Here is a 25,133-nt window from a genome sequence, read left to right as displayed (position 1 = left end):
TCATGATGCTGTCGTTTAATCAGGTTTCCGCCCATTACGGAAAAATTCAGGCGCTGCATCAGGTCAGCCTGACCATCCGCCAGGGGGAGATTGTCACGCTGATCGGCGCCAACGGCGCCGGCAAAACCACCTTACTGGGCACGCTGTGCGGTGAACCGCGCGCCAGCGAGGGAACGGTCACGCTGCTGGATCAGGACATCACCCGCTGGCCGACCTCGCGGATTATGCGCGAAGCGGTGGCGATCGTGCCGGAAGGACGGCGGGTGTTTGCACGCATGACGGTGGAAGAGAATCTGGCAATGGGCGGCTTCTTCGCCGCACGTCCGCAGTATCAGCAGCGGCTGGAGCGGGTATTCCAGCTGTTCCCGCGCCTGCGGGAGCGCCGCGGGCAGCGCGCCGGCACCATGTCCGGCGGCGAGCAACAGATGCTGGCTATCGGCCGGGCGCTGATGAGCCAGCCGAAACTGCTGCTGTTGGATGAACCGTCGCTCGGTCTGGCGCCGATCGTTATCCAGCAGATTTTCGACACCATAGAACAGCTGCGCGCGGAGGGGATGACCATCTTCCTGGTGGAGCAGAACGCCAATCAGGCGCTAAAGCTGGCGGATCGCGGTTATGTACTGGAAAACGGCCGCGTGGTGTTGGAAGATACGGGAGCTGCATTGTTAGCAAACGAAGCAGTTCGCTCCGCCTATCTGGGGGGCTGACCCTGGTGATTGCCCGGGGCGTCGGGGCGCCTGTCGCGCGCCCCTTTTCTTACCGATTACGAGATAAAAAGATAAATCATGAACGCTGAAGGACTTCTCGCCCAACGTATTATCAATGTTAAAAGCTCTGCCATTCGTGAATTACTCAAACAAAGCAAAATGCCGGGCGTCATCTCACTGGCGGGCGGCATTCCTTCCGATGCGCTGTTCGACTTCGAGGGGTTGAGCATCGCCACCCGGCAGGCGATCGATGAACAGCCGAAAAACGCGTTCCAGTATGGCCTGACGGAGGGCAGCCCGCTGCTGCGCGAACGAATCTGCACGCTGTGTGCCGAACGCGGGGTGCAGGCGCGGCCGGAAGATGTGATGGTCACCGCCGGCTCGCAGCAGGCGCTGGATCTGGTGATGCGCACCGTGGTGAACCCGGGTGACGTGTTTGTGGTGGAAAGCCCGACCTATCTGGCGGCGCTGCAGACGCTGGAGCTGGCGGAAGCCACGGTGATGTCGGTCTCCTCCGACAGCGACGGCATGGTGGTGGACGAACTGGCCGAGCTGCTGAAAACGCAGCGCATCAAAGGGGTATACGTGGTGCCGACCTTCGGCAACCCGAGCGGCCTGACGCTGAGCGCCGCGCGCCGTGAACAGCTGGTCCGGCTGGCGGCGGAGCATAACTTCCTGATTATTGAAGATGACCCCTACGGCGAACTGCGCTTTACCGAAGAGCGCAACGCCACGCTGTATCAGGTGGCGCAACGGCTGCTGGGGCATACCGATAACGTGATTTACACCTCAACCTTCTCGAAAATCCTGGCGCCGGGCCTGCGTCTGGGCTGGGCGATCCTGCCGCCGCTGCTGCTGCAGAAGGTGGCGATTATCAAGCAGGCGGCGGATCTGCACGCCAGTGCGCTGTCGCAGAGCATCGTCGAATGTTATCTGGGCCTCGGCCGCCTGCCGGCGCAGATCGACACCATCCGTCGTGCTTACCAGCAAAAAGGCGAGCTCCTGGCCGAACTGGTGCGCAGCGAACTGGGTGAGGTTATCGACTTCGATATGCCGAAAGGCGGCATGTTTCTGTGGGCGCGTTTCCGTCAGCCGTTCAACGCCACCGAATGGCTGAACGCGACGCTGGCCAACGGTGTGGTGTTTGTGCCGGGGGAATATTTCTTCGCTAACCGTCCGGATCGTTCTACGTTCCGTCTGTCGTTCGCCACCGCCAGCGAACAGGAGATGCAGGAAGCGGTGGCGCGTCTGCGCCGTTCGCTGTAACCCTGCCTGGCGGTGCGCATAAGGCGCGCCGCCGACATTAAAACGCCATCTGCACTTAACCCTGCTGTCATCCCGCCGTCACCCAATCATTATTATTTTGTCATCTGCGCATGACATGTTTGCTGCCGAACAATAATCAATTCCTTTGCGCTCAGGCGCTTTTACACCAGTTTTCAGGAGCAAGGCATGATCACCATGAAAAAAGCGGCGCTGTGCGTGGCGCTGACGCTGGCGGCCGGCGCGCAGGCGCAGGCGGCGACCGAAATTCCGTTCTGGCACTCGATGGAAGGGCAGCTTGGTAAAGAAGTGGATTCGTTGGCCGAGCGTTTTAACCAGACGCACAGCGACGTCAAGATCGTGCCGGTTTACAAAGGCAACTACGAACAGAGCCTGGCGGCGGGCATTGCCGCCTACCGTTCCGGCAAGGCGCCGGCGATCCTGCAGGTGTATGAGGTGGGCACCGCCACCATGATGGCGAGCAAGGCGATTAAGCCGGTGTATCAGGTGTTTAAAGAGGCGGGTATCAGCGTTGATGAGTCGGCGTTCGTGCCGACGGTAGCTGGTTATTACACCGACAGTCAGAGCGGTCATCTGCTGTCGCAGCCGTTCAACAGCTCCACCCCGGTGCTGTACTACAACAAGGATGCGTTTAAACAGGCGGGGCTGGATCCGGAACAGCCGCCGAAAACCTGGCAGCAGCTGGCGGAATACAGCAGCAAGCTGCGTGCGGCCGGCATGAAGTGCGGCTACGCCAGCGGCTGGCAGGGCTGGATCCAGCTGGAAAACTTCAGCGCCTGGCACGGCGTGCCGTTCGCCAGTGAGAACAACGGTTTTGGCGGCGCCAGCGCCAAACTGCTGTTCAACCAGCCGCTGCAGGTCAAACATATCCAACTGCTGGAAGCGATGAACAAGAAGGGGGATTTCACCTACTTCGGCCGTAAAGATGAATCCACCGAGAAGTTCTACGGCGGCGACTGCGCCATTACCACCGCTTCCTCCGGTTCGCTGGCGGATATCAAACACTACGCCAAATTCAATTATGGCGTCGGCATGATGCCGTATGACGCCGACAGCAAAAATGCGCCGCAAAACGCCATTATCGGCGGCGCCAGTCTGTGGGTGATGAATGGCAAAGACGCCGCCACCTATAAAGGCGTGGCCGAATTCCTGCAGTATCTGGCACAGCCGGCGATCGCCGCCGAATGGCACCAGAAAACCGGCTATCTGCCGATCACTACCGCAGCCTACGAACTGACCAGGCAGCAAGGGTTTTATGACAAAAACCCGGGCGCCGATGTGGCGACGCGTCAGATGTTGAACAAGCCGCCGTTGCCGTTCACCAAAGGCCTGCGTCTGGGCAATATGCTGCAGATCCGCAGCGTGGTGGATGAGGAGCTGGAAAGCGTGTGGACCGGTAAGAAAACGCCGCAGCAGGCGTTAGACGCCGCGGTGCAGCGCGGCGATGCGCAGCTGCGCCGGTTTGAGGCGTCTACCCGCTAATAAGCAAATGACGGGCGCCGCCGCTGCGCCCGCGTCCGGCGTGTGCGCTGACGCACGCCGGGCCCGTTCCTGCTGCTGATAAATGGGTTAATCCTATGTCTTCTTCTCGTACCGGTTTCGGCTGCAGCTGGCTGCCCTATGCGTTGGTGCTGCCGCAGCTGCTGATTACCGCGATATTTTTCCTGTGGCCTGCCGGTGAGGCGCTGTGGTACTCGGTGCAGAGCCTCGATCCGTTCGGCCTCTCCAGCCGGTTCGTCGGGCTGGAGAACTTTAGCCAGCTGTTCCAGGACCCGTATTACCTGGACTCGTTCTATACCACGCTGATTTTCAGCGGACTGGTGGCCGGCATCGGTCTGGCGCTGTCGCTGTTTTTCGCCGCGCTGGTCGATCACGTGGTGCGCGGCAGCCGTCTCTATCAGACGCTGATGATCCTGCCCTATGCGGTGGCGCCGGCGGTAGCGGCGGTGCTGTGGATTTTTCTGTTCAACCCCGGCCTGGGGCTGATCACCCATCTGCTCAGCGCGCTGGGCTACGACTGGAACCACGCGCAGAACAGCGGCCAGGCGATGTTCCTGGTGGTGCTGGCGTCAGTGTGGAAGCAGATCAGCTATAACTTCCTGTTCTTCCTGGCGGCGCTGCAGTCGATTCCCCGTTCGCTGGTGGAAGCGGCGGCGATCGACGGCGCCGGCCCGGTGCGGCGCTTTTTCCATCTGGTGCTGCCGCTGATCTCGCCGGTCAGCTTCTTCCTGCTGGTGGTGAATCTGGTTTATGCCTTTTTCGACACCTTCCCGGTGATTGACGCCGCCACCAGCGGCGGGCCGGTGCAGTCGACCACCACGCTGATCTACAAAATCTACCGCGAAGGCTTCGCCGGTCTGGATCTGTCCAGCTCCGCCGCCCAGTCGGTGGTGCTGATGCTGCTGGTGATCGGCCTGACGGTGATCCAGTTCCGCTTTGTTGAGCGTAAGGTGCGTTACCAATGATTGAGAACAGACGCGGGCTGGATATTTTCTGCCATGTGATGCTGATTATCGGCGTGCTGCTGATCCTGTTTCCGCTGTATGTGGCGTTTGTCGCCGCCACGCTGGACGACCGGCAGGTGTTTCAGGTGCCGATGAGCCTGATCCCCGGCGATCATTTGTGGGAGAACCTCAGCCACATCTGGCGGGATGGGATCGGCAATGTTAAAGCACCGTTCGGGCTGCTGCTGCTCAATAGCCTGGTGATGGCGCTGGCGATCACCATTGGCAAAATCTCGGTCTCGATGCTGTCGGCCTATGCGATCGTCTATTTCCGCTTCCCGCTGCGCAGCCTGTTTTTCTGGCTGATCTTTCTGACGCTGATGCTGCCGGTGGAAGTGCGTATTTTCCCCACGGTGCAGGTGATCGCCGATCTGAAGCTGCTGGACAGCTATACCGGCCTGACGCTGCCGCTGATGGCGTCGGCCACCGCCACCTTCCTGTTCCGCCAGTTCTTTATGACGCTGCCGGATGAACTGCTGGAGGCGGCGCGCATCGACGGCGCCGGGCCGCTGCGCTTTTTCTGGGATATCGTGCTGCCGCTGTCGAAAACCAACCTGGCAGCGCTGTTCGTGATCACCTTTATCTACGGCTGGAATCAGTATCTGTGGCCGTTGCTGATCGTCAGCGATGCCGATATGGGTACCGCGGTGGCGGGGATTAAAAGCATGATCTCCACCTCCGGCGCGCCAACGCAGTGGAATCAGGTGATGGCGGCGATGATTCTGACCTTAATCCCACCGGTGGCGGTGGTTCTTCTGATGCAGCGCTGGTTTGTGCGCGGTCTGGTAGACAGTGAGAAATAAATGGCAGGTTTAAAACTACAGGCAGTCACCAAGTCTTATGACGGCAAAAATACCGTCATCCAGCCGTTCGATCTGGACGTCGCCGACGGCGAGTTCATTGTGCTGGTGGGGCCGTCGGGCTGCGGCAAATCGACGCTGCTGCGCATGGTGGCCGGGCTGGAGCGTATCTCCAGCGGCGATATTTACATTGACCATCAGCGGGTCAGCGAGCTGGAGCCGAAAGATCGCGGCATCGCCATGGTGTTCCAGAACTATGCGCTGTATCCGCATATGAGCGTGTACGACAATATGGCCTACGGGCTGAAAATCCGCGGCTTCGGTAAACAGCATATTCAGCAGCGGGTGAACGATGCGGCGCGTATTTTGGAGCTGGGGCCGTTGCTGCAGCGCAAACCGCGCGAGCTGTCCGGCGGGCAGCGCCAGCGGGTGGCGATGGGGCGCGCCATCGTACGCGAGCCGGCGGTGTTTCTGTTTGATGAGCCGCTGTCCAATCTGGATGCCAAACTGCGGGTTCAGATGCGTCTGGAGCTGCAGCAGCTGCACCGGCGGCTAAAAACCACCAGTTTGTATGTAACCCACGATCAGGTGGAGGCGATGACGCTGGCGCAGCGGGTGATCGTGATGAATAAAGGCGTGGCGGAGCAGATCGGCACGCCGACGCAGGTGTATCAGCGTCCGGCGTCGCTGTTTGTCGCCAGCTTTATCGGTTCGCCGGCGATGAATCTGTTGCCCGGCGTTATCAGCGTTGACGGCGGCAGCCTGCAGCTGGAGGACGGCTTCAGCCTGCCATTGCCGCAGGCGCGCCCTGCGTGGAGCGGCCGCCGGCTGACGCTGGGGATTCGGCCGGAGCATATCGTGCTGGCGCAGGATGCACGCGGCGCGATTCCGCTGACCCTGCAGACGCTGGAGCTGTTGGGGGCCGATAATCTGGCTCACGGGCAGTGGGGCGGCGCGGGGATAATCGTGCGTCTGGCGCATCAGCACTTGCCGACGCCGGGCAGCACGTTATATTTACAGCTGCCAGCGCAGGCGCTGCACTTTTTTGATACTCAAAGCGGATTACGGATGGAATGATGACCCAAGCCTGGCCTTATCCTCATATCGTCGCCCATCGCGGCGGCGGCTCTCTGGCGCCGGAAAATACTCTGGCGGCGATCGACGTCGGCGCACGCCACGGCCATACAATGATTGAGTTCGACGCCAAGCTGGCGCAGGACGGACAGATCTTCCTGCTGCACGACGACACGCTGGACAGAACCAGCAACGGCTGGGGCGTGGCCGGCGAGCTGTCGTGGGACAAGCTGGCGCAGCTGGATGCCGGCAATTGGTACAGCGCGGCGTTTAAGGGGGAGCGGCTGCCGCTGCTGGCCGAGGTGGCGCAGCGTTGCCGGCAGCACGGCATGATGGCCAACATTGAAATTAAACCCACCCGCGGCGCGGACGAGGAAACCGGCCGGGCGGTGGCGCAGGCGGCGCGCCTGCTGTGGCAGGGGCAGCCCGATCCGCTGCTCTCTTCTTTCTCCGTGGGAGCGTTGGCGGCGGCGCAGGCGGCGGTGCCGGAGCTGCCGCGCGGCCTGCTGCTGGAACGCTGGCGGGATGACTGGCGTGCGCAGACCGAACAGTTGGGCTGCGTGTCGCTGCATATTGCGCATCAGGCATTGACCGCCGAGCGGGTGCAGGCGCTGAAGCAGGCCGGCCTGCGGATTCTGGCGTATACCGTCAACCGCCCAGAGCGGGCGCGACAGCTGTTGGATTGGGGCGTAGATTGCATCTGCACCGATCGTATCGATCTGATCGGCGCAGATTTTTAACTTAACGCGCGCCGGCCGGCCGCGGCGCGACGGGCACCGCCGGCGTGGTGCGATCGAACGGGTTGCGGGGCTGATTGCCGTTTGGCAGCGTTTGGCTGCCGTTCGGCGTCATTTGCCGCAAGCGCTGCTGATTGTTGTCAAATTGCCGCTGCTGCTGTAGGCGGCGCTGATCCAATTGCTGATTGTTCAGCATACGTTGCTGCTGCTGTTGCTGCGCGCGCTGATTGAGAAACTGCTGCTGCCCGCTCAGCGTCGTGACGCCGTTTTCCGCCGCCGCTGAGGCAGACGCCAGCATCAGGAACACCATGCTCCAGAATTTGCCTTTCATCATTCACTCCTCCTGTGTTTTAAGCTTAACGCAAAGCGGTAAAAATGCTGTGAGTTCTATTATTGACCAGATGTAAACCCGATTCGTGCCGCATCGGGCGCTGCCATCCGTTACAATCGCTGTTTTACCGTGCATAGGAAATTCCCGACGTGCTACTGCTGGTTATTACTACCATTTTATGGGCATTCTCTTTTAGCCTGATTGGCGAATATCTCGCGGGTCAGGTGGACAGTTGGTTTTCGGTGCTGATTCGTATCGGCCTGGCGGCCGTGGTATTCCTGCCGTTTCTGCGTTGGCGCAACATCAAGGGGCGGGTGATCCTGCTGTATATGTTGGTGGGAGCCTGCCAGCTGGGCATTATGTATCTGTTCAGCTTCCGCGCCTTTTTGTATCTGACGGTGCCGGAGTTTCTGCTGTTTACCGTGCTGACGCCGCTGTACATCACGCTGATCTACGATTTGCTCAGCCGCCGGCGCCTGCGTTGGGGTTATATGTTCAGCGCTCTGCTGGCGGTGCTGGGGGCGGCGATTATCCGCTATCACCAGCTGAGCGAACACTTCTGGCTGGGGCTGCTGCTGGTGCAGGCGGCCAATATCAGCTTCGCCATCGGCATTGTCGGCTATAAGCGCCTGATGGAAGTGCATCCGCTGCCGCAGCATACCGCGTTTTCCTGGTTCTATCTGGGGGCGCTGGTGGTGGCCGTTGCGGCCTGGTTGCTGTGGGGGAACCCGCAACAGTTGCCGACCACCGGTCTGCAGTGGGGCATTCTGGTCTGGCTGGGCGTGGTGGCGTCGGGGCTGGGCTATTTTATGTGGAACTACGGCGCGACGCAGGTGGATGCCGGTACCCTCGGCATTATGAACAATATGCATGTGCCGGCCGGGCTGTTGGTTAACCTGGCTATCTGGCAGCAGCAGCCGCACTGGCCGAGCTTTATTATCGGCGGCGCGGTGATTTGCGCCTCGCTGTGGGTACACCGGCGCTGGGTGGCGGTGAAAGAAGCACTTTAAGACAGACGCGCTGCGAACAGAATTCAATATTTTTTCGTTCGTGGCGCCGTCTTTTCCGTTATTACATCCTTCACGTTTATTTATCGCTTCAGGTTATTTCTCATATTTCTCGCTTAACTAAGTATATTCCCGTTATTTTCTGTATTAATTCCGTTTATTTTTTTATTATTCGCGGCTAATTCGGTTTATTCCCAAATATATTTTATCTTTGGCAATATATAATGACTTAATATTCAAGGGATATATATTTGTTTGTGAATAACAATTGATGATTTTCATTCCTGACTCTGGCGGCGTTATCTGAGCGAATGAACGTTAGGCTAAAAAACAATAAAGGTGACGTATGGAATGCGGTAAACCTATTAGAATTGTGCTGTATTCGCATGATGCTGTCGGTCTGGGACACTTACGGCGAAACCTGGCGCTTTCATACAGCCTGAGCCGCGGTTTGTCCGGGCCTGTAACCGGATTATTGATCTCAGGCAACCACCATGCAGGCCGTCTGAGTCGGCCGGATAATTGGGATCTCCTGGTGCTGCCCGGTTATGAAAAACTCGGCGGTAATTACCGCTCACGTCAATTAGTGATGCCGCTGGCGGAATTGGCGGCGCTGCGCGCAAAAATTATCGCTTCCGCACTGGAGGCGTTTGAGCCGGATATTTTAATTGTTGATAAACATCCTGCAGGTTTACAGGGTGAGCTGTTGCCGGCATTAAAGACGCTGACGACAACCCGGCTGGTGCTTGGCCTGCGGGATATATTGGACGCGCCAGAAACCGCGCTGGCCCAATGGTATGCCAGCGGCAGTCATCAGGCGGTCAGAGAATATTATCATCGGATCTGGATTTATAGCGATCCGCGCATTCATTCCCCGTTTGATTCCGGCGAGTTGCCCGAAGAGTTACGCGCGATAAGCGATTTCACCGGTTATCTCGCCAAAGGGCGGCGTACGCTGGGCGAACCTGACGCCGCGATGAAAAATCAGTGGGGACGGCAGTTCCTGACCTTTGTCGGCGCAGGGTCGGACGGTTTTCCCGTCGCTCAGGCCGCCGTCAGAGCCAGGGTGCCGGCGGGGTATCAGCATCTTGTCTGCACCGGCCCTGATATGCCGGCAGAAGACGTTGCAGCCCTGCGCCTGATGGTCTCTTCGCCGGCCATCAGCGTGACATCGTTTATCGAACATGCGGCCACCCGTATCGCCTACGCTGCCGGTCTGCTGACCATGGGGGGATACAACACGCTGTGCGAAGCGTTGGCGACCGACACGCCGACGCTGGTGGTGCCGCGTCGTTCGCCGCGCCTGGAGCAGCAAATCCGGGCTCAGGTGCTGGCAGAATGCGGCCTGATCGATATGTGCCCGATTGACCGGATCACGCCGGCGTTCGTCGGTGACTGGCTGGAGCGGTGCAGCGGACGGCGCGTTGTACGGAGCAGGATAGATCTGGATGGCCTGCAGCATGTGCCGGCTCTGGCCAGCTCATTATTAACCACCAAGGAAGGAACTGCTGATGCAACGGACACCGCGCACAGGATATGTGCTGAAAACCTATCCCAAGCTGTCTGAAACCTTTATCTCAACGGAGATTCTGGCGCGTGAAGCGGCGGGAGAAACGCTGGACATCTTTTCCCTGCGCACGCCTGATGAGGCGTTGATTCATGATGCGGTGCGGCGAGTCAAGGCGCCGGTGTGTTATCCGATACGGCCGCAAACGGCGGATGCGTTATGGGCACTGCTGCGCCAGGCGCAGCAGCAGCTACCTGCGCTGAATTCATTGCTGCCCGTTTTATTCAGCCAGCCAATGGAGGTGGCGGCGCAGGCCTGCGCAATTGCATGCCAGGTGCGGGCGCACAAAATCGACCATCTGCATGCGCATTTCGCCACGGTGTCCGCCGATACGGCGGCGCTGGCGGCGCGTTTGGCGGGGGTGCCGTTCTCGGTAACCGCCCATGCTAAAGACCTGTTCCATCAGTCGGTATCTCACACACATTTGCGGCAGCTGTTTTCCCAGGCGCACCATGTGGTCGCTATTAGTGATTACAACGCTCGCTGGTTGGAAACGCGCCTGGGCGCCGCGGATCCGCACGGCGGTTTTCGGATCCGGCGTATCTACAACGGGCTGGATCTAAAAACCTTTACTTTCCAGGCGCCCAGCGCTCTGCCGGATACGTCGCCACGTTTTATCGCCGTAGGGCGTCTGGTGCCGAAAAAAGGCTTTGCGACCCTGATTGACGCCGCCGGACTGCTGCGCGATCGGGGTGTCGGCTTTCAAGTGGACATTATCGGCAGCGGCGTGGAGCAGGCTCGGCTGCAGGCGCAGATTATGCGCCTCGGTCTGGCGCAGCAGGTGGTGCTGCGCGGCGCGTTGCCGCAGGAGCAGGTGATCCCGCTGTTGCGGCAGGCGACGGCGTTTGCCGCGCCCTGCGTGGTGGCGGAAGACGGCAATGCGGACGGACTGCCGACGGTGCTGCTGGAGGCGATGGCGCTGGGTATTCCCTGCATCGCGACGGATGTGACCGGCATTCCCGAGGCGATCCGCCATGAGGAAACCGGTTTGCTGGTGCGGCAGCATGATGCAGAGGCACTGGCGGAGGCGATGCTGCGGCTGGCTCGGGATCGGGCGTTGAGTTGCCGCCTGGCCGATGCCGGCCGCAGTCTGATCGAACGCAACTTCGACGCCGCCGTGCAGGCGCAGCTGCTGGCGCAGGCGCAGGCGGAGCCGTCGCCCGCCGGGGGGACGCACCGATGAGGATTGCCTATGTGTGTGCGGATCCCGGCATTGCGCTGTTCGGCACCAAAGGAGCCAGCGTTCATGTGCAGGAGGTCATCCGCGCCCTGCGCCGCGCCGGGCATCAGGTTAATGCGTTATGCCTGCGGCGCGGCGATGCGGTACCTGCTGACCTGGCGGATCTGCCGGTTGAGGTGTTCCCGCTGCCGCCGGGGGCGCAGACGCCCCGCGAACGCGAGGAGGCGGTGTGGCGAGCCGGCCGCCGGATGGCGGAGGCAATTGCCGTTCAGCGTCCGGAACGGGTGATTGAACGTTATTCATTATTCAGCGCCGACGTGATGCTGACGGCCAGCGAGCTTGGCATCCCCTGCGCGCTGGAGGTGAATGCGCCGCTGCTGGAGGAGCAGCGTAAATATCGCAGCCTGATCTATTACGACCGGGCGCTGGCGACACTGCAGGCGGCGGCGCGGGCGGCCAGCGTAGTGGTGGCGGTTTCTTCCGCCGTTGCCGACTGGGTGCTGCATCATGCGCCGGCCGCCAGGGTGTTGATATTGCCCAACGGCGTCAATACCGAACGTATCGTTCCGCCGCCGCGGCGCGATGCGGCAAACCCGCTAACCATCGGCTTTGTCGGCACGTTGAAGCCTTGGCACGGGGTGGAGGTGCTGCTGCAGGCCGCCGCGCAGGCGGGACGGCCTGCATGGCGGCTGTGCATCGTCGGCGACGGCCCGCAGGCCGAGAGTCTCCGTAGCCTGGCCGCCAGGCTGGCGCTGCAGGTTGAATTTACCGGCGCGGTGACGCCGGAGTCTATTCCAGCACTGTTGCAGCGGATGGACATTGCGGTCGCGCCCTATACCGCCGAGGCGGAACCCTATTTCTCCCCGCTCAAGGTGTTTGAATATGCCGCCGCCGGGCTGCCGATCGTGGCGGGCGCGCACGGGCAACTGACGGATATTCTGCTGCACGGTGAAACGGCGCTGATGTTTACCCCGGGCGACAGCCAGGCGCTCACGCGCCACCTGCTGGCATTGGCGGATGACCCGGCGTTGCGCGAACGGCTGGGGCAGGCGGCGCGCCGCTGGGCGCTGGGTCAAAGCTGGCTGCGGGTGACGGCGCGTATGCTGCAGGCGATGGCGGCCGGCGTGACGCCAGGAGGACGGCGATGACGTCAGCGACAGGGCCTGAGGCGTACGCATTCGCGTCGTCGCTCGGACGGATGGTGCGCCATATGCTGCCTTACCTGCGCCAGCAGAAGAAGCTTGCCGCCGGCGGCGTACTGGCGATGTTGACGGAGGTAGTGCTGCGCGTTGCCGAGCCGTGGCCGGTGAAATATGTGATTGACGCGCTGTCGGTTTCGCTGGGCGCTCGTCTGGACGGCGATATGGCGCCGGCGACGCTGTGGCTGCTGCTTGTCTGCGGCGGCTGTGCGCTGGCGCTGGCGATGTTGCGCGCGATGGCGAGCTTTCTGACCACGCTGGCCTTTGCGCTGACCGGCAGCCGCATCGCCACCCGGCTGCGCGCCGATCTGTATCAGCACGTGCAGCGTCTGAGCATACAGTATCACCGTACTACGCCGCAGGGCGATCTGGTGCAGCGGCTGGTGGCGGATATCGGCCGTCTGCAGGAGGTGGCGGTCACCGCCGGCCTGCCGCTGATGGGCAACATGCTGACCCTGGTGGCCATGAGCGGCGTGATGCTGTGGCTCAACCCGCCGCTGACCCTGTGTGTCTTGGGCTGTGCTGCGGCGTTTGTGCTCGCCACCCGCTATTCCGCCCCGAAAATCACCGCCGCAGCGCGGAAAACCCGAAAGCAGGAGGGGGCGCTGGCTTCGCTGGCGCATGAAACGCTGGGGGCGATTGCGGTGGTGCAGGCTTATGGCCTGGAGTCGGCGTTCAGCCGACGTTTTGCCGGCGCTAATCAAAAATCGCTGACTGAAGGCGTGCGGGCGCGGCGGCTGGCCGCGGCACTGGAGCGCGCCACCGATGTGCTGGTGGCCCTTGCCGTAGGGGCGGTGTTGTTTTTCGGCGGGCTGCAGGTGCTGCGCAGCGAGATGACGCCAGGCGATTTGGTGCTGTTTCTGACGTACATGAAAACCACCATGAAACCGTTGCGCGACGTGGCGAAATATAGCGGCAGGATCGCGCGCGCCGCCGCCTCGGGCGAGCGGGTGATGCAGGTGCTGCGGCAGCAGCCCGCAATCAGCGATGCTGCCGATGCGCGGCCCTGTTCCGAACCGGTGCGCGGCGAACTGCATTTTGACCATGTCTGGTCAGACTACGGCGGTGCGCCGGTGTTGAAGGGCGTTGAGCTGCATATTCGGGCCGGCGAGCATGTCGCGCTGGTCGGCGCATCCGGAGCCGGGAAGTCCAGTCTGGCGGCGCTGGTGATGCGTCTGCAGGATCCTGCCCGGGGTGAGGTGCGCCTTGACGGGCGGCCGTTGCGCGGCCTGATGCTGGCTTCTCTGCGTGCGCAGGTGGCGGTGGTGCATCAGGAGCCGGTGCTGTTCGCCATGAGTATTCGCGACAACATCCGCATGGGCAATTTGGCCGCAGACGATGCGGCCATTGTCGCCGCCGCCCGGCAGGCCGACGCCCTGGCCTTTATTCAGGCGCTGCCGGCCGGTTTTGATACGGTGCTCGGGGAGCGCGGCGAGACGCTCTCCGGCGGCCAGCGTCAGCGTATTGCCATTGCCCGGGCGCTGTTGCGCGATGCGGCGGTGGTGGTGCTGGATGAGGTGACGTCCGGGCTGGACAGCCGGGCGGCGCAGGCGGTGCTGAATAGTCTTGACCGCTTGATTTGCGCCAGAACCACGCTGGTGATCACCCATGACTTTGACGTCGCGATGCGCTGTGAGCGCATCATCTGGCTGGAGGACGGCAGGGTGGTTGAGTCCGGGCCGCGGGACGCCTTGCTGGCGGGGGATGGTCGTTTTGCTCGCTGGGGGGCAGAGCGCGCCCGCAGCCACTCGCAGCACGGAGGGGAAATAGGATGATTAATCTGGCGGATCCGCAGGCTATCCGGCGTGCGTTGAGCGATCAGGCGTTAACCCAGATGGCCGGGCAGCCCATCGCCTGCCATTACCTGCGCGTCAAGCCCGGCACCTCGGTGTGGGGAGAGATTTCGGGCGACTTCGGCGACGGCCTCGGCAGAGGCTGGCTCTATGCCCACGCCGATCCACTGAAGGCGAATAAATTCAGGCAGCGCGCTGAGCGGTACGGCCTGCCGCTGCTCGCACTGGGATCCGGAGCGATCATGGGCAGCATGGCGCTCGATCCGGTGCTGCACCGCGGCTGGCGGGTATTGCGTCGCCGGCTGTCTGGCGAGGCGACGACAGGCTGGTCGCTGCTGAAATATCGACCGGGGCGGCGGATGGTGTTGCGGGTGGAAGAGCGGCATGGCGGTTCTTCGTTGGTCAGAGTGCTGGCCCGCTGCACGCCGGCTTATGCAGCGGTGGTGAGGCTGGTTCATCAGGCAGGGTTGGGGGCGGCGTTGCAACGGATGGACACACGGCATCATATCGTCAGCCTGCAGTGGCTGGAAGGTGAAACCGCCGGGAGCGTGCCGGCCGAGAGGCTGGAGGAGTCCTTGTTTGCTGTGGCCCGGCTGCATGCGCTGCACGCCGACGGCCTGGATCTGCCACATTATGACGCAAGCTGGTTCGCGCAGACGCTGGCGCAGGCTGAACGCACGCTGTGCTGGCTGCTGCCGGCGCTGCACCATCAGGTGCGGCGGTTGACGGAACGCTTATCGGCGGCCGTTGCGGACTCGCTGAACCGGCCGCCGGGGTTGGTGCACGGCGATTTTTCCGCCGACCAGATTGTGTGGCACGCCCGGCGACCGCCGCGTTTGATCGATGTCGATCGCGCCGGCTACGGGCAGCCGGTGATGGACATCGGCTCGCTGTTGGCGGTTGAGATGCTGCAGGGTAACTTACGCAGCCTGCCTGCGCTGCCTTACCCTGCGCTGTCGGCGTGGGTGGCGTATGCGCTGCTTCAGCGGGCGGCCGAACCGTATCGTTATGGCGATGAGAACTGGCAGGGTGCACTGCAGGCGCGCATTCAACAGGCGTGGGCGGTGCTGGAATGAAACTACCGGAGATCATGTTTGCTCTGTCAGGCGGCGTCTGGCGTCTGCAGCGCTGCTGGCCGTCGCTGGACGATAGTCTGCCGCCGGCGGTGAAGCGCATCATCGTGGAGGCGACGCCGATGCACGGCGATCGCAGCCGTCGTCATGCAGCGCTGCTGAGTGTCAATCCGCTCCTGCCGGAGGAGGCGCAGTGGCTGCGACTTCATCCCTATGGTCAGGATGCGGCGTTGCCGGCGCTGACGGGGCATTTACAGCACGCGCTGCGGGTGCGGGACGACCCCAGCGCCGTGGTCGTGGCGCACCGCAGGGGAAAGCGGGCGGTGATCCGTTCCGTCCACGGCTTTATCAAGGTGCTGCGGCCGGGGAAAGCGCCGGCGCTGGTGCATCGTCAGGCGTGCGCCGCACGCTATTACGGCGGACACGCCGTGTTGGCGGCACTGTTGCAGCATGACGATGCGGCGTTAATCACCGCCCCGCTGGCGGGCCGGACGCTGGCCGAACTGGGAAATGACCCGTCGCTGGATGACGGTGGGCTGGCCGGTTGCTGGTTCACCTTCGGCAGCATGATGCGCCGCTGTCAACGTGAACTCCCTGCCGACTGGTGTGGTTTGCCTCAGCATCGCCTTGAGGATGAGTGGCGCATCGTTGATGACTGGCTGATGCGCATGATGCTGTCTGGGCAGGTGCCGCCGGAGCGCGTGCTGGTTCTGCACCAGCGCAGTCAGCAGCTTTGCGGCGTGCTGGCCGGTGGGGGCGTCGTACCGCTGTCTCTGCTGCATCGTGATTTGCACGACAAACAGGTGTTGTTCACGCCGGACGGGCCGGCGCTGCTGGATTTTGACACGCTGGCGCTGGGCGATGCGGCGCTGGATCTGGGCAACGTATTGGCACATCTGCGGTTGCGGGCCTATCAGCATGCCTGGTGCTGCGGACTGGAGCCCTCGCTCAGTTTTACTCGTTTTCGTCTGGCGCGACAGGCCTTGCTGAACGGTTGGGCGCCGGATGAGGCGTCGATGGCGCGTGCGAACTTATTTACCGAACTGAGCTGGATCCGCCTGACTGGCGTTTATCAGTGGCGGCCTGCCTGGCAAAAAATGGCTAAGCATATGGTGCAGGCTGACGACCATCAGGGGCTGTAAGCCGTCTGTATCGGCGACGGGGTATGAACAAGCGGGAGAGAAGGATGATAAGGAATTCATGTTTAGCGGCAGTACCGTTGTTATTCCTTTCTGGTGCGGCTGAGGCGATAACGCTGTATGAAGAAAAGGGCACCACGCTGGATTTTTCCGGTTCAATTCGCCTGATGTTCGAAAATGCGAAGAAAACCGACGCGGGGCAAAACAGCACGCATATCAAGGATGAGAGTTCGCGTTTTGGTATTGGCATTTCACACCAAATCGACAGCGACCTGCGCGGTTTCGGTTATTTAGAGTTTGGCAACGATACCCAGTCGGCGGAGAACAAATTCAAACTGGGCAACCGCCAGGCGTATGTCGGTCTGGCGCGGCGCAGTCTTGGCGATATCGCCATTGGTCGCGTCCTGTCGCCGTTCGATAAGGTGGCGCGTTCAGACTATACCTACGAATATGGCGGCGTATTGGATTTCGGCGATAGGTATATTGGCCGTTCCACCGGCAGCTCCGATGACGGTAAAAATGACTTTATCGGCCGCGTGTCCAATTCTGTGCGCATGATGTCCGCCGAGTTTGCCGGTTTCAGCGCCGGCGCAACCTACACCCTGCAAAACGGCGATGAGGTTAACGATATCAATAACGCCTACACGCTGGCGGCCTTTTTCCGTCAGGCGAACCTGCGGCTGGCCGCAGGATACGGTATGGCGGAAGGCAACGGCGAACGCGCGAAGAAACCCCAGAATTATATGGACAGCAAGGCGCGGGTGAAGGCGATCAAAGAAGAGATCTGGGGCATCGGCGCAGAGTATACCCTGGCGGATCTCGATCTCTCTCTGGCGGTTGACTACGGGCGGTTGCGCATCAAAAACGACAACCAGCGCTCGGGAGATGCGTATAAAAAAGTCAACGGGACGCCGAAGGCTGAACTGCTGGGGCTGGGAGCAAACTGGGACTGGGGCCGGGGTAATCTCTACGGCGGCTATTACCGGAAGGCGGGCAACCATGATGCCAATAACTGGCGGGAGCAGCGTTATGTGATAGGCGCAGATTATGAACTGACGAAAAAGGTCGTCACCTGGGTCGAGCTGGCCCATGAAGATCAACGCGCCGACCGGTACGAAAAAGTGACCGACAGACTGCTGGGGCTGGGGCTGCGCATCTATTTCTAAAGCGCCCGGCCCGCCGCCGACGATCGGGCGTCCGGCCGGCATGGGTTCAGGGCTGTGACGTCAGCGGTTGAGTGACGGGCGGCACCGCGTTGGGGCGTGCGGCGTCGCGCACGAACGGCAGATGATCGCAGGCATGCTGACGGGCGGAACGAATAAACGCTTCGGTGATCGCCTGGCGCTGTTCGCCGTCGCGCACCGCGGCGTACAGCCGGCTCCACAGGCCGTCGCCCAGGGTTTTGGTGATCACCAGCCCCTGACGTTCAAAGCTCTCCACCACCCAGTGCGGCAGCGCGGCAATGCCCATGCGCGCCGCCACCATCTGAATCAGCAGCAGCGTATTATCGACGCTTTTTAACGCCGGACTGATACCGGCCGGCTGCAGGAAGTAACGCCAGATATCCAGCCGTTGACGCTGCACCGGGTAAATCATCAGCGTTTCATCGCTCAAATCTTCCGGTGTGATCTGCGTTTTACCGGCCAGTGGGTGATCTGGCGCCAGCACTAGACGCACCTCAAAATCAAACATCGGCGAATAGTGCAGACCGCTGCGCGGCAGAATATCGGAGGTCATCACCAGATCCAGCTCGCCCTGCTGCAGGGCCGGCTGCGGGTCGAAGGTGACGCCGGATTTAAAATCCATCACCACCTGCGGGTAGCGCTGGCGGAAGTTATCCAGCGCCGGCGTCAGCCATTGGATGCAGCTGTGACATTCGATGGCGATGCGCAGCGTGGTCTGATGCGGTTCATGGCAGGCCTGCAGCGCCTGTTGGATCTGCGGCAGCACCTGCTCCGCCAGCTGCAACAGGATCTCTCCCTGCGCGGTAAAGCGCAGTGGCTGGCTTTTGCGAACGAACAGCTTGAAACCCAGACGCTGTTCCAGATCGCTGAACTGATGCGAAAGGGCAGACTGGGTCTGATGGAGTTGGGCTGCCGCGGCGGCTAACGAGCCGGTATTACGCAGTGCCTGCAGCGTCCGTAAGTGTTTCAGTTCGATCATGAGAGTCCTTCACGGTGACAGTGAATAATTTGCGCTTGTGGTTACTACAGTACCTGTTGATTATGGATGTGTAAACATCTAGACGGCTAAGTGCCCATTTGTCCGGGCCACAATGGGGGAAAGACGATGACAATTTTGAATCACACTCTGGGTTTTCCGCGTGTTGGGCTACGTCGTGAGCTGAAAAAAGCGCAGGAAAGCTACTGGGCAGGTAACTCAACGCAGGAAGAACTGCTGGCCGTGGGGCGTGAGCTGCGCGCGCGTCACTGGCAGCAACAACGGCAGGCCGGAGTAGATTTGGTGCCGGTCGGCGATTTCGCCTGGTACGATCACGTACTGACCACCAGCCTGCTGCTGGGCAACGTGCCGGCACGTCATCAGAACCAGGATGGTACCGTCGATCTGGATACGCTGTTCCGCATTGGCCGCGGCCGCGCTCCGAGCGGTGAGCCGGCAGCGGCGGCGGAAATGACCAAATGGTTTAACACCAACTATCACTACATGGTGCCGGAATTCCATCAGGGCCAGCGGTTCAAGCTGGGCTGGACGCAGCTGCTGGATGAAGTGGACGAGGCGCTGGCGCTGGGACATCAGATCAAGCCGGTGCTGCTGGGGCCGCTGACTTACCTGTGGCTGGGCAAGGTTAAGGGTGAGCCGTTTGACCGCCTGACGCTGCTGCAGGATATTCTGCCGGTGTATCAGCAGGTACTGGCGGAGCTGGCCAAACGCGGCGTGGAGTGGGTGCAAATTGATGAGCCAGCGCTGGTGCTGGAGCTGCCGCAGGCGTGGCTGGATGCTTACCAGCCGGCGTATCAGGCACTGCGGGGCCAGGTAAAACTGCTGCTGACTACCTATTTCGACAGCGTCGGCCATAACCTGGACACCATCCGCGCGCTGCCGGTGCAGGGGCTGCATGTCGATCTGGTGGCGGGCAACGACGATATTGCCGCGTTGAACAATGCATTGCCGAAAGACTGGCTGCTGTCGCTGGGTGTGATCAACGGCCGCAACGTATGGCGCGCCGATCTGAGCCGCTGGTTCGATAATCTGCAGCCGCTGGTGGGCAGCCGTCCGCTGTGGATTGGCTCTTCCTGTTCGCTGCTGCACAGCCCGATCGACCTGAGTGTGGAAACGCGCCTCGATGAAGAGGTGAAGAGCTGGTTTGCTTTCGCCCTGCAGAAATGTGCGGAGCTGTCGCTGCTGAGCGCGGCGCTGAATGCCCCGGATGCGGATAAACAAGCGCAGTTGGACGCCTACAGCGCGCCAATCCGTGCCCGCCGTCACTCCAGCCGCGTACATAACGCGCAGGTGGAACAGCGCCTGGCGGCCATCGTCGCGCAGGACAGCGAGCGCAACAGCCCGTATCCGCAGCGCGCCGACGCGCAACGCGAGCGCTTCAACCTGCCGGCCTGGCCGACCACCACCATTGGCTCATTCCCGCAGACCACTGAAATCCGCGGCCTGCGTCTTGATTTCAAACAGGGGAGGCTGGACGGCAGCAACTACCGCACCAGTATCGGCGAACATATCAAACAGGCGATTGCCGAGCAGGAGCGCCTGGGCCTGGACGTGCTGGTGCACGGTGAAGCTGAACGTAACGACATGGTGGAATACTTTGGTGAAAACCTCGACGGCTTTGTGTTTACGCAAAATGGCTGGGTGCAGAGTTACGGCTCCCGCTGTGTGAAACCGCCGGTGATTATCGGCGATGTCAGCCGTCCGCAGGCGATTACCGTCGAGTGGGCCAAGTTTGCCCAGTCGCTGACCGACAAGCCGGTTAAAGGCATGCTGACCGGGCCGGTGACCATTCTGTGCTGGTCGTTCCCGCGCGAAGACGTCACGCGTGAAACCATCGCCAAGCAGATTGCGCTGGCGCTGCGCGACGAAGTGGCAGATCTGGAAAAGGCCGGTATCGGCATTATTCAGATTGACGAACCGGCGCTGCGCGAAGGGCTGCCGCTGCGTCGCTCCGACTGGGCCGCTTACCTGAACTGGGCGGTGGATGCCTTCAAGCTGAATGCCGCAGTGGCACGTGACGATACGCAGATTCACACCCATATGTGTTACTGCGAGTTTAACGACATCATGGATTCGATCGCGGCGCTGGATGCGGATGTGATCACGATCGAAACCTCACGTTCCGATATGGATCTGCTGGAAGCTTTCAAAGAGTTCGAATACCCGAATGAAATCGGGCCGGGCGTATACGATATCCACTCGCCTAACGTGCCGAGCGTGGAATGGATTGAAGCGCTGCTGCGCAAGGCGGCGCAGAACATTCCGGCGGAGCGCCTGTGGGTGAATCCGGACTGCGGCCTGAAAACCCGCGGCTGGCCGGAGACCCGTCAATCGCTGGCGAACATGGTGCTGGCGGCGCAGCGCCTGCGTGAAAACGCATAAGCCAGACAGCAACAGGATTGAGGGCGCTTCGGCGCCCTCAGACTGCTGACAAAGTTAGTTATTAGGGAGAGCGTGGCGATGAGGTCGTAGCGGCGTAAGCCGCCGGAGTGCCCCTCGTTACGCTAGGCCCGGGTATCTCCGGCCATCAGACGACTTTGTCATCAACTTCAGGGCGCTTCGGCGCCCTTTTTTATTATTACGGTGCTAAAGGGGATTGCGGGCTGTGCCCTCATTCGATACTGTTATGTTATAACATATTATTTGGGATGGTTATCATTGTTTGTTCAATCTGATGGCCCTGCGTTATTGCAATTACGGCGGCTGTCGTTGTCCATCGGCGGTAAACCGCTGCTGTCCGATATCAGTCTGAGCCTGCGGCAGGGAGAGCGGCTGGCGATCATCGGCCCTAACGGCAGCGGCAAAAGCACGCTGCTGCGTATTCTGACCGGCGAGCTGCAGCCGACGTCCGGTGACGTGCGGTTTACCGGCCGCGCCCTGTCTCAGCTTAGTCGCATGCAGCGCGCCCGCGCGATTGCGCTTCTGGCGCAAAATGACAGCGCTCATCCGCACCTTACCGTCGATGAATACGTCTCTTTGGGGCGCTTGCCCTATCAGGGAGAGGGGAGCATGCGGCAACACCGGCAGATTGTCGAACAGGCGCTGCTGGAAACTCGCATGCAGGCGCTGAGGCAGCGCCGCTTTGCCCGGCTTTCCGGGGGCGAGCGACAGCGGGCGGCGCTGGCGCGCGTTTTCGCTCAAACGCCGCAGCTGTTACTGCTGGATGAGCCGACCAATCATCTTGACCCGCTGGCGCGTGCCAGCCTGTTGTCATGGGTGAAACGCAAGGGGATTACGGTGATTGCAGTGCTGCATGATTTACCGCTGGTTGCACCGTTTGCCGACCGGGTAGCGGTGATTGAACGCGGTCGTCTGGTGCGCTGCGATGTGCCGGAGCGCGCGCTGGCCGCCGACTGTATCCGCGCGGTATTCGGGTTGGACAGCTTTGTTATCCCGCATCCGCAAACCGGCCAGCCATTACATATTTTTGAAGCGCCGCCATGCGCAGGGTGAGGGTGTTTATGAGCAGGGCAGTATTGCATGCGTTATTGCTGCTGGCGTGGCCGGCGTTGGGTGCGGCGTTTCCGGTGACGGTCGACAGCTGCGGCGAACCGCTGACCTTCAACGCTGCGCCGCAGCGGGCGGTAATCAACGATTTAAACATGGCCGAGATGGCATTTGCGCTGGGGCTGCAGCCGCATATCGTCGGGCTGACCGGCATATCCGGCTGGTATCAGGTCGATGCCGAATTCAAACGTCAGCAGGGAACGATTCCTGAGCTGGCGGACAAGTATCCGTCACTGGAAACGCTGTTGGCAGCCAATCCGGATTTCTTCTTCGCCGGCTGGAACTATGGCATGAAAATCGGCGGCGAGGTTACGCCGCAGTCGCTGGCGAAATATGGCATTAAAACCCTGGTGTTGAGCGAAAGCTGCATCTGGACTCAGCGGTCACGGCCGCGCGCCAGTATGGCGCTGCTGTATGACGATATGCTGAAACTGGGGAAAATCTTCGGTCGTGAAACGCAGGCTGTCCAGTTGGTTAATCTGTGGCGACAGCGGCTGGAAACGCTGCGTCAACGTATCGGCCAGCGGCCGGCGCCCAAGGTCTTTGTCTATGACTCTGGTGAGGATAAACCTTTCACCAGCGGGAAATATGCCATGCCGACCGCGCTGATTGAGGCCGCTGGCGGCAAAAACGTGATGGATACCTTGGCGGCCAGCTGGGCGACCACGTCGTGGGAAGAAGTGGCGCGACAGCAGCCGGATGTGATTGTGCTGCTGGATTATCAACATGAGGGAGGCGCGGCGCACTTGCAGCAGTTTCTTGCCGCGCATCCGTTAATGAAACACACCCCGGCAGTGCGTCATCAGCGTTATCTGCGCCTGAAGTATGCCGAGTTGACGCCCGGGCCGGCCAATATCGCGGCGATAGAGAAACTGGCGCGCGTGCTGTATCCGGAGGTCTTTGATTGATTAACGGCAGGCTGCGCTATGTCGTGGCGATCGTACTGCTGTTGGCATTGCTGGCGGTGCTGATGCTGGTCGGTATCGCTATCGGTGCGACCCGTTTACCTGATGGACAGCTGATGGCGGTATTAGGGCTGGGCGATCGACCGGCGTCGCCGATGATCGCCCGGATCGTGTTTGAGCTGCGTGTGCCGCGGGTGTTGCTGGCGGCGCTCACCGGCGCGGGGCTGGCGCTGGTTGGCGCGTTGCTGCAGACCGCCACGCGCAATGAGCTGGCGGACCCGTTTTTATTTGGCCTTTCGTCCGGCGCGTCGGCCGGGGCCGTTGCGGTGATTACGCGTCTGGGCGACCGCCTGGGGAACTGGACATTACCCATTGCAGCCTTTATCGGCGGCCTGGTGTCCGCCATTGCCGTCATGCTGCTGTTGCGTTTGCAACAGCATAAAGGCGCGGAGCGTATTGTGATCAGCGGCCTGGCGATCTCTTTTTTGTTCGGCGCGCTGACGAATTACCTGGTGTTCACCGGCGATCAACGTGCGGCAAGCGCGATTCTGTTTTGGTCATTGGGCGGTCTGGGGCTGGCAAGCTGGCAAAATCTTTGGCTGGCGGCCGCCGCCAACCTGCTGCTGATAAGCTTTATCTGCTTACGCTGGCGGTCACTGGACGCTTTGCTTGGCGGGGAACAGACCGCCGTTTCGCTGGGAGTCCAGCTGACGCGGTTACGCAGTGAGGTATTTCTTTGCTGCGCGCTGGCGACGTCTGCATTGGTGGCGCTAACCGGGGTGATTGGCTTCGTCGGCCTGATGGTGCCGCACTTGGCGCGGCCGCTGTGCGGCGTGCGTCATTTGCCATTGTTGCCGCTGAGCGCCGTTATCGGCGCACTGTTGCTGACCGCCGGCGATGTGCTCAGCCGCACCCTGATGGCGCCGCAGGAGCTGCCGATTGGCGTGATTACCGCCGGGTTAGGCGGCGTGTTTGTGCTGATGATTCTGTTTAAACGCTAAGTGCTAAGTCAGAGCCACCGCCGTGCCGGCGTCGTGATTGGGCCCAGCCGTTGCGCTGAGCCCGTACGCCGTTTACTTCACCCCGACCACGCCGTGCTGTACAAACCAGTTCAGCATGCGCTGCCAGCCGTCCTGCGCGGCTTCGGCGTTATAGCTCGGGCGGTAATCCGCGTTAAAGGCGTGACCGGCTTCGGGGTAGACTACGATCTCCGCATCGGCGTTGGCGGCGCGGATCGCCTGGCGCATGCTTTCCACACTCTCCAGTGAAATACCGCTGTCCTGCCCGCCGTACAGCCCCAGCACCGGGGTCGACAGATGGCTGGCAATATCAACCGGATGCTTGGGCGAATTCAGCGTCTTCTCGCCCACCAGTTTGCCGTACCAGGCCACCGCAGCCTTGAGCTGCGGGTTGTGCGCGGCATACAGCCAGGTGATGCGCCCGCCCCAGCAGAAACCGGTGATGGCCAGTTTACTGGCGTCGCCGCCGTGCCGGGTCGCCCAATGGGCGACGTGGTCCAGATCGGCCAGCACCTGATTGTCCGGCACTTTGCTGACCAGCTTTTGCAGCAGGTCGCCGATCTCGCTGTAGTCGGTAGCATCGCCCTGGCGGAAGTACAGCTCCGGCGCAATCGCCAGGTAGCCCTCTTTCGCCAGCCGGCGGCAGAGATCCTGAATATGCTGATGGACGCCGAAAATTTCCTGCACCACCAGGACCACCGGGAAAGGGCCCTGATGGTTAGCCGGCTTGGCAATATAGGCCGGCAGATCATCGCCCTGCGAGGGAATGGTGGTTTCCCCGGCGTGAATGCCCTGATCGTCGGTGTAAATTGTCGTATCGGCCAACGGCTCGGCGGCAGGGGCGAAGCTTCCCTGTACCGGTTCTAGTGTCATTGCGTGTTCGGTTTTCATGGCGGTCTCCATCCGAGAGAGAAGCGGAGCAAAGATTAACTATAGATAACAAGATGGCCGGTTGTCATCGCCGTTTTGTGGCGTTTGTCGGCTATGCTTGAGCCAGTGAAAACATGGCTCTTTGGGGTTATTAATGTGATTTAAATCACATAAAATATGTCGATCGCTGCCTGTTTCTTCCTTTGTGGTGACGTTAGTCACGAAAAATGGCGAAGATTTTCAGTAGAGTGCTTTT

At 61.1% G+C, this 25,133-nt stretch carries 22 protein-coding genes; 19 read left to right on the top strand and 3 right to left on the bottom strand.

Features of this window, described 5'->3' with window-relative positions; genetic code table 11:
• Positions 1-5 precede the first annotated feature (5 nt).
• The 7 genes from livF (at position 6) to ugpQ (ending at position 7,109) form a co-directional block, all read left to right on the top strand.
• Entirely contained in the window at positions 6-707 is a 702-nt protein-coding gene (gene livF / locus HF675_RS22430; protein WP_105233184.1) for a high-affinity branched-chain amino acid ABC transporter ATP-binding protein LivF, read from the top strand.
• A 78-nt stretch (positions 708-785) separates the two neighbouring features.
• A complete protein-coding gene (locus HF675_RS22425) occupies positions 786-1,973 on the top strand; it encodes a PLP-dependent aminotransferase family protein (protein WP_187043808.1) in 1,188 nt (395 codons plus the stop codon).
• A 186-nt stretch (positions 1,974-2,159) separates the two neighbouring features.
• Entirely contained in the window at positions 2,160-3,473 is a 1,314-nt protein-coding gene (gene ugpB / locus HF675_RS22420; protein WP_105229385.1) for a sn-glycerol-3-phosphate ABC transporter substrate-binding protein UgpB, read from the top strand.
• 95 nt (positions 3,474-3,568) lie between these two features.
• Entirely contained in the window at positions 3,569-4,456 is an 888-nt protein-coding gene (gene ugpA, locus HF675_RS22415) for a sn-glycerol-3-phosphate ABC transporter permease UgpA (protein ID WP_105229386.1), read from the top strand.
• Positions 4,453-5,298, top strand: a complete 846-nt coding sequence (ugpE, locus tag HF675_RS22410; RefSeq protein ID WP_105229387.1) for a sn-glycerol-3-phosphate ABC transporter permease UgpE — start codon at positions 4,453-4,455, stop codon at positions 5,296-5,298. Before ugpA ends, ugpE begins: the two co-directional genes overlap by 4 nt.
• Positions 5,299-6,372: a sn-glycerol-3-phosphate import ATP-binding protein UgpC gene (locus HF675_RS22405; protein ID WP_105229388.1), complete on the top strand. Its 1,074-nt coding sequence runs from the start codon at positions 5,299-5,301 to the stop codon at positions 6,370-6,372. It abuts the gene before it with no gap.
• The gene (ugpQ, locus tag HF675_RS22400) at positions 6,372-7,109 is read left to right on the top strand and encodes a glycerophosphodiester phosphodiesterase (RefSeq protein WP_187044786.1); all 738 of its coding nucleotides are present in this window, start codon (positions 6,372-6,374) and stop codon (positions 7,107-7,109) included. Before HF675_RS22405 ends, ugpQ begins: the two co-directional genes overlap by 1 nt.
• A 1-nt stretch (position 7,110) precedes the next feature.
• On the opposite strand, the gene HF675_RS22395 is transcribed toward ugpQ, so the two are convergent.
• Positions 7,111-7,440: a hypothetical protein gene (locus tag HF675_RS22395; RefSeq protein WP_105229390.1), complete on the bottom strand. Its 330-nt coding sequence runs from the start codon at positions 7,438-7,440 to the stop codon at positions 7,111-7,113.
• A gap of 146 nt (positions 7,441-7,586) precedes the next feature.
• On the opposite strand from HF675_RS22395, the gene HF675_RS22390 reads away from it, so the two are divergent.
• The 8 genes from HF675_RS22390 to HF675_RS22355 all read left to right on the top strand — a co-directional run bounded on the left by HF675_RS22390 (position 7,587) and on the right by HF675_RS22355 (position 17,561).
• Positions 7,587-8,447, top strand: a complete 861-nt coding sequence (locus HF675_RS22390) for a carboxylate/amino acid/amine transporter (RefSeq protein ID WP_105229391.1) — start codon at positions 7,587-7,589, stop codon at positions 8,445-8,447.
• Between the two features lie 532 nt (positions 8,448-8,979).
• Positions 8,980-10,011 carry a glycosyltransferase family protein gene (locus HF675_RS22385; protein ID WP_158684774.1) on the top strand — a complete coding sequence of 344 codons (1,032 nt, stop codon included), beginning with the start codon at positions 8,980-8,982 and terminating at the stop codon, positions 10,009-10,011.
• Positions 9,956-11,194, top strand: a complete 1,239-nt coding sequence (locus HF675_RS22380) for a glycosyltransferase family 4 protein (RefSeq protein WP_187043807.1) — start codon at positions 9,956-9,958, stop codon at positions 11,192-11,194. Before HF675_RS22385 ends, HF675_RS22380 begins: the two co-directional genes overlap by 56 nt.
• Entirely contained in the window at positions 11,191-12,339 is a 1,149-nt protein-coding gene (locus HF675_RS22375; protein ID WP_187043806.1) for a glycosyltransferase family 4 protein, read from the top strand. Before HF675_RS22380 ends, HF675_RS22375 begins: the two co-directional genes overlap by 4 nt.
• The gene (locus HF675_RS22370; RefSeq protein ID WP_187043805.1) at positions 12,336-14,165 is read left to right on the top strand and encodes an ABC transporter ATP-binding protein; all 1,830 of its coding nucleotides are present in this window, start codon (positions 12,336-12,338) and stop codon (positions 14,163-14,165) included. The genes HF675_RS22375 and HF675_RS22370 overlap by 4 nt, the downstream gene beginning before the upstream one ends.
• Positions 14,162-15,259, top strand: coding sequence for an aminoglycoside phosphotransferase family protein (locus tag HF675_RS22365; RefSeq protein WP_187043804.1), 1,098 nt, complete (start codon positions 14,162-14,164; stop codon positions 15,257-15,259). Before HF675_RS22370 ends, HF675_RS22365 begins: the two co-directional genes overlap by 4 nt.
• 14 nt (positions 15,260-15,273) lie before the next feature.
• Positions 15,274-16,398: a phosphotransferase gene (locus HF675_RS22360; protein ID WP_187043803.1), complete on the top strand. Its 1,125-nt coding sequence runs from the start codon at positions 15,274-15,276 to the stop codon at positions 16,396-16,398.
• 44 nt (positions 16,399-16,442) lie between these two features.
• Positions 16,443-17,561, top strand: a complete 1,119-nt coding sequence (locus HF675_RS22355; protein ID WP_172606244.1) for a porin — start codon at positions 16,443-16,445, stop codon at positions 17,559-17,561.
• A gap of 46 nt (positions 17,562-17,607) precedes the next feature.
• Here the strand turns inward: HF675_RS22355 and metR are convergent, their stop codons facing one another.
• Positions 17,608-18,558: an HTH-type transcriptional regulator MetR gene (gene metR, locus HF675_RS22350; RefSeq protein WP_105229399.1), complete on the bottom strand. Its 951-nt coding sequence runs from the start codon at positions 18,556-18,558 to the stop codon at positions 17,608-17,610.
• A gap of 126 nt (positions 18,559-18,684) precedes the next feature.
• Between metR and metE the strand changes: the two genes are divergently transcribed.
• The 4 genes from metE (at position 18,685) to HF675_RS22330 (ending at position 23,989) form a co-directional block, all read left to right on the top strand.
• Positions 18,685-20,958 carry a 5-methyltetrahydropteroyltriglutamate--homocysteine S-methyltransferase gene (gene metE, locus HF675_RS22345; protein ID WP_111736238.1) on the top strand — a complete coding sequence of 758 codons (2,274 nt, stop codon included), beginning with the start codon at positions 18,685-18,687 and terminating at the stop codon, positions 20,956-20,958.
• 276 nt (positions 20,959-21,234) lie between these two features.
• A complete protein-coding gene (locus HF675_RS22340; protein ID WP_105229401.1) occupies positions 21,235-22,029 on the top strand; it encodes an ABC transporter ATP-binding protein in 795 nt (264 codons plus the stop codon).
• Positions 22,030-22,037: 8 nt separating this feature from the next.
• Positions 22,038-22,991, top strand: a complete 954-nt coding sequence (locus HF675_RS22335) for an ABC transporter substrate-binding protein (RefSeq protein WP_187043802.1) — start codon at positions 22,038-22,040, stop codon at positions 22,989-22,991.
• Positions 22,988-23,989, top strand: a complete 1,002-nt coding sequence (locus HF675_RS22330; RefSeq protein ID WP_255414266.1) for an iron ABC transporter permease — start codon at positions 22,988-22,990, stop codon at positions 23,987-23,989. Before HF675_RS22335 ends, HF675_RS22330 begins: the two co-directional genes overlap by 4 nt.
• A 72-nt stretch (positions 23,990-24,061) precedes the next feature.
• Here the strand turns inward: HF675_RS22330 and HF675_RS22325 are convergent, their stop codons facing one another.
• Positions 24,062-24,898, bottom strand: coding sequence for a dienelactone hydrolase family protein (locus tag HF675_RS22325; RefSeq protein ID WP_187043801.1), 837 nt, complete (start codon positions 24,896-24,898; stop codon positions 24,062-24,064).
• Positions 24,899-25,133 lie beyond the last annotated feature (235 nt).

The organism is Serratia sp. JUb9, assembly GCF_014298095.1.
GTDB lineage: Bacteria > Pseudomonadota > Gammaproteobacteria > Enterobacterales > Enterobacteriaceae > Serratia_B > Serratia_B rhizosphaerae.
This window is presented reverse-complemented; position numbering and strand designations above follow the sequence as displayed.

Excerpts from the sequence above, each read along its gene's own strand:
- HF675_RS22380 (WP_187043807.1), top strand. The coding sequence starts at position 9,956 with ATGCAACGGACACCGCGCACAGGATATGTGCTGAAAACCTATCCCAAG.
- livF (WP_105233184.1), top strand. The coding sequence starts at position 6 with ATGCTGTCGTTTAATCAGGTTTCCGCCCATTACGGAAAAATTCAGGCG.
- ugpA (WP_105229386.1), top strand. The coding sequence starts at position 3,569 with ATGTCTTCTTCTCGTACCGGTTTCGGCTGCAGCTGGCTGCCCTATGCG.
- HF675_RS22325 (WP_187043801.1), bottom strand. The coding sequence starts at position 24,898 with ATGAAAACCGAACACGCAATGACACTAGAACCGGTACAGGGAAGCTTC.
- ugpB (WP_105229385.1), top strand. The coding sequence starts at position 2,160 with ATGATCACCATGAAAAAAGCGGCGCTGTGCGTGGCGCTGACGCTGGCG.
- HF675_RS22360 (WP_187043803.1), top strand. The coding sequence starts at position 15,274 with ATGTTTGCTCTGTCAGGCGGCGTCTGGCGTCTGCAGCGCTGCTGGCCG.
- HF675_RS22335 (WP_187043802.1), top strand. The coding sequence starts at position 22,038 with ATGAGCAGGGCAGTATTGCATGCGTTATTGCTGCTGGCGTGGCCGGCG.
- ugpE (WP_105229387.1), top strand. The coding sequence starts at position 4,453 with ATGATTGAGAACAGACGCGGGCTGGATATTTTCTGCCATGTGATGCTG.
- metR (WP_105229399.1), bottom strand. The coding sequence starts at position 18,558 with ATGATCGAACTGAAACACTTACGGACGCTGCAGGCACTGCGTAATACC.
- HF675_RS22355 (WP_172606244.1), top strand. The coding sequence starts at position 16,443 with ATGATAAGGAATTCATGTTTAGCGGCAGTACCGTTGTTATTCCTTTCT.
- HF675_RS22395 (WP_105229390.1), bottom strand. The coding sequence starts at position 7,440 with ATGATGAAAGGCAAATTCTGGAGCATGGTGTTCCTGATGCTGGCGTCT.
- HF675_RS22425 (WP_187043808.1), top strand. The coding sequence starts at position 786 with ATGAACGCTGAAGGACTTCTCGCCCAACGTATTATCAATGTTAAAAGC.
- HF675_RS22375 (WP_187043806.1), top strand. The coding sequence starts at position 11,191 with ATGAGGATTGCCTATGTGTGTGCGGATCCCGGCATTGCGCTGTTCGGC.
- HF675_RS22365 (WP_187043804.1), top strand. The coding sequence starts at position 14,162 with ATGATTAATCTGGCGGATCCGCAGGCTATCCGGCGTGCGTTGAGCGAT.
- ugpQ (WP_187044786.1), top strand. The coding sequence starts at position 6,372 with ATGACCCAAGCCTGGCCTTATCCTCATATCGTCGCCCATCGCGGCGGC.
- HF675_RS22370 (WP_187043805.1), top strand. The coding sequence starts at position 12,336 with ATGACGTCAGCGACAGGGCCTGAGGCGTACGCATTCGCGTCGTCGCTC.
- HF675_RS22405 (WP_105229388.1), top strand. The coding sequence starts at position 5,299 with ATGGCAGGTTTAAAACTACAGGCAGTCACCAAGTCTTATGACGGCAAA.
- metE (WP_111736238.1), top strand. The coding sequence starts at position 18,685 with ATGACAATTTTGAATCACACTCTGGGTTTTCCGCGTGTTGGGCTACGT.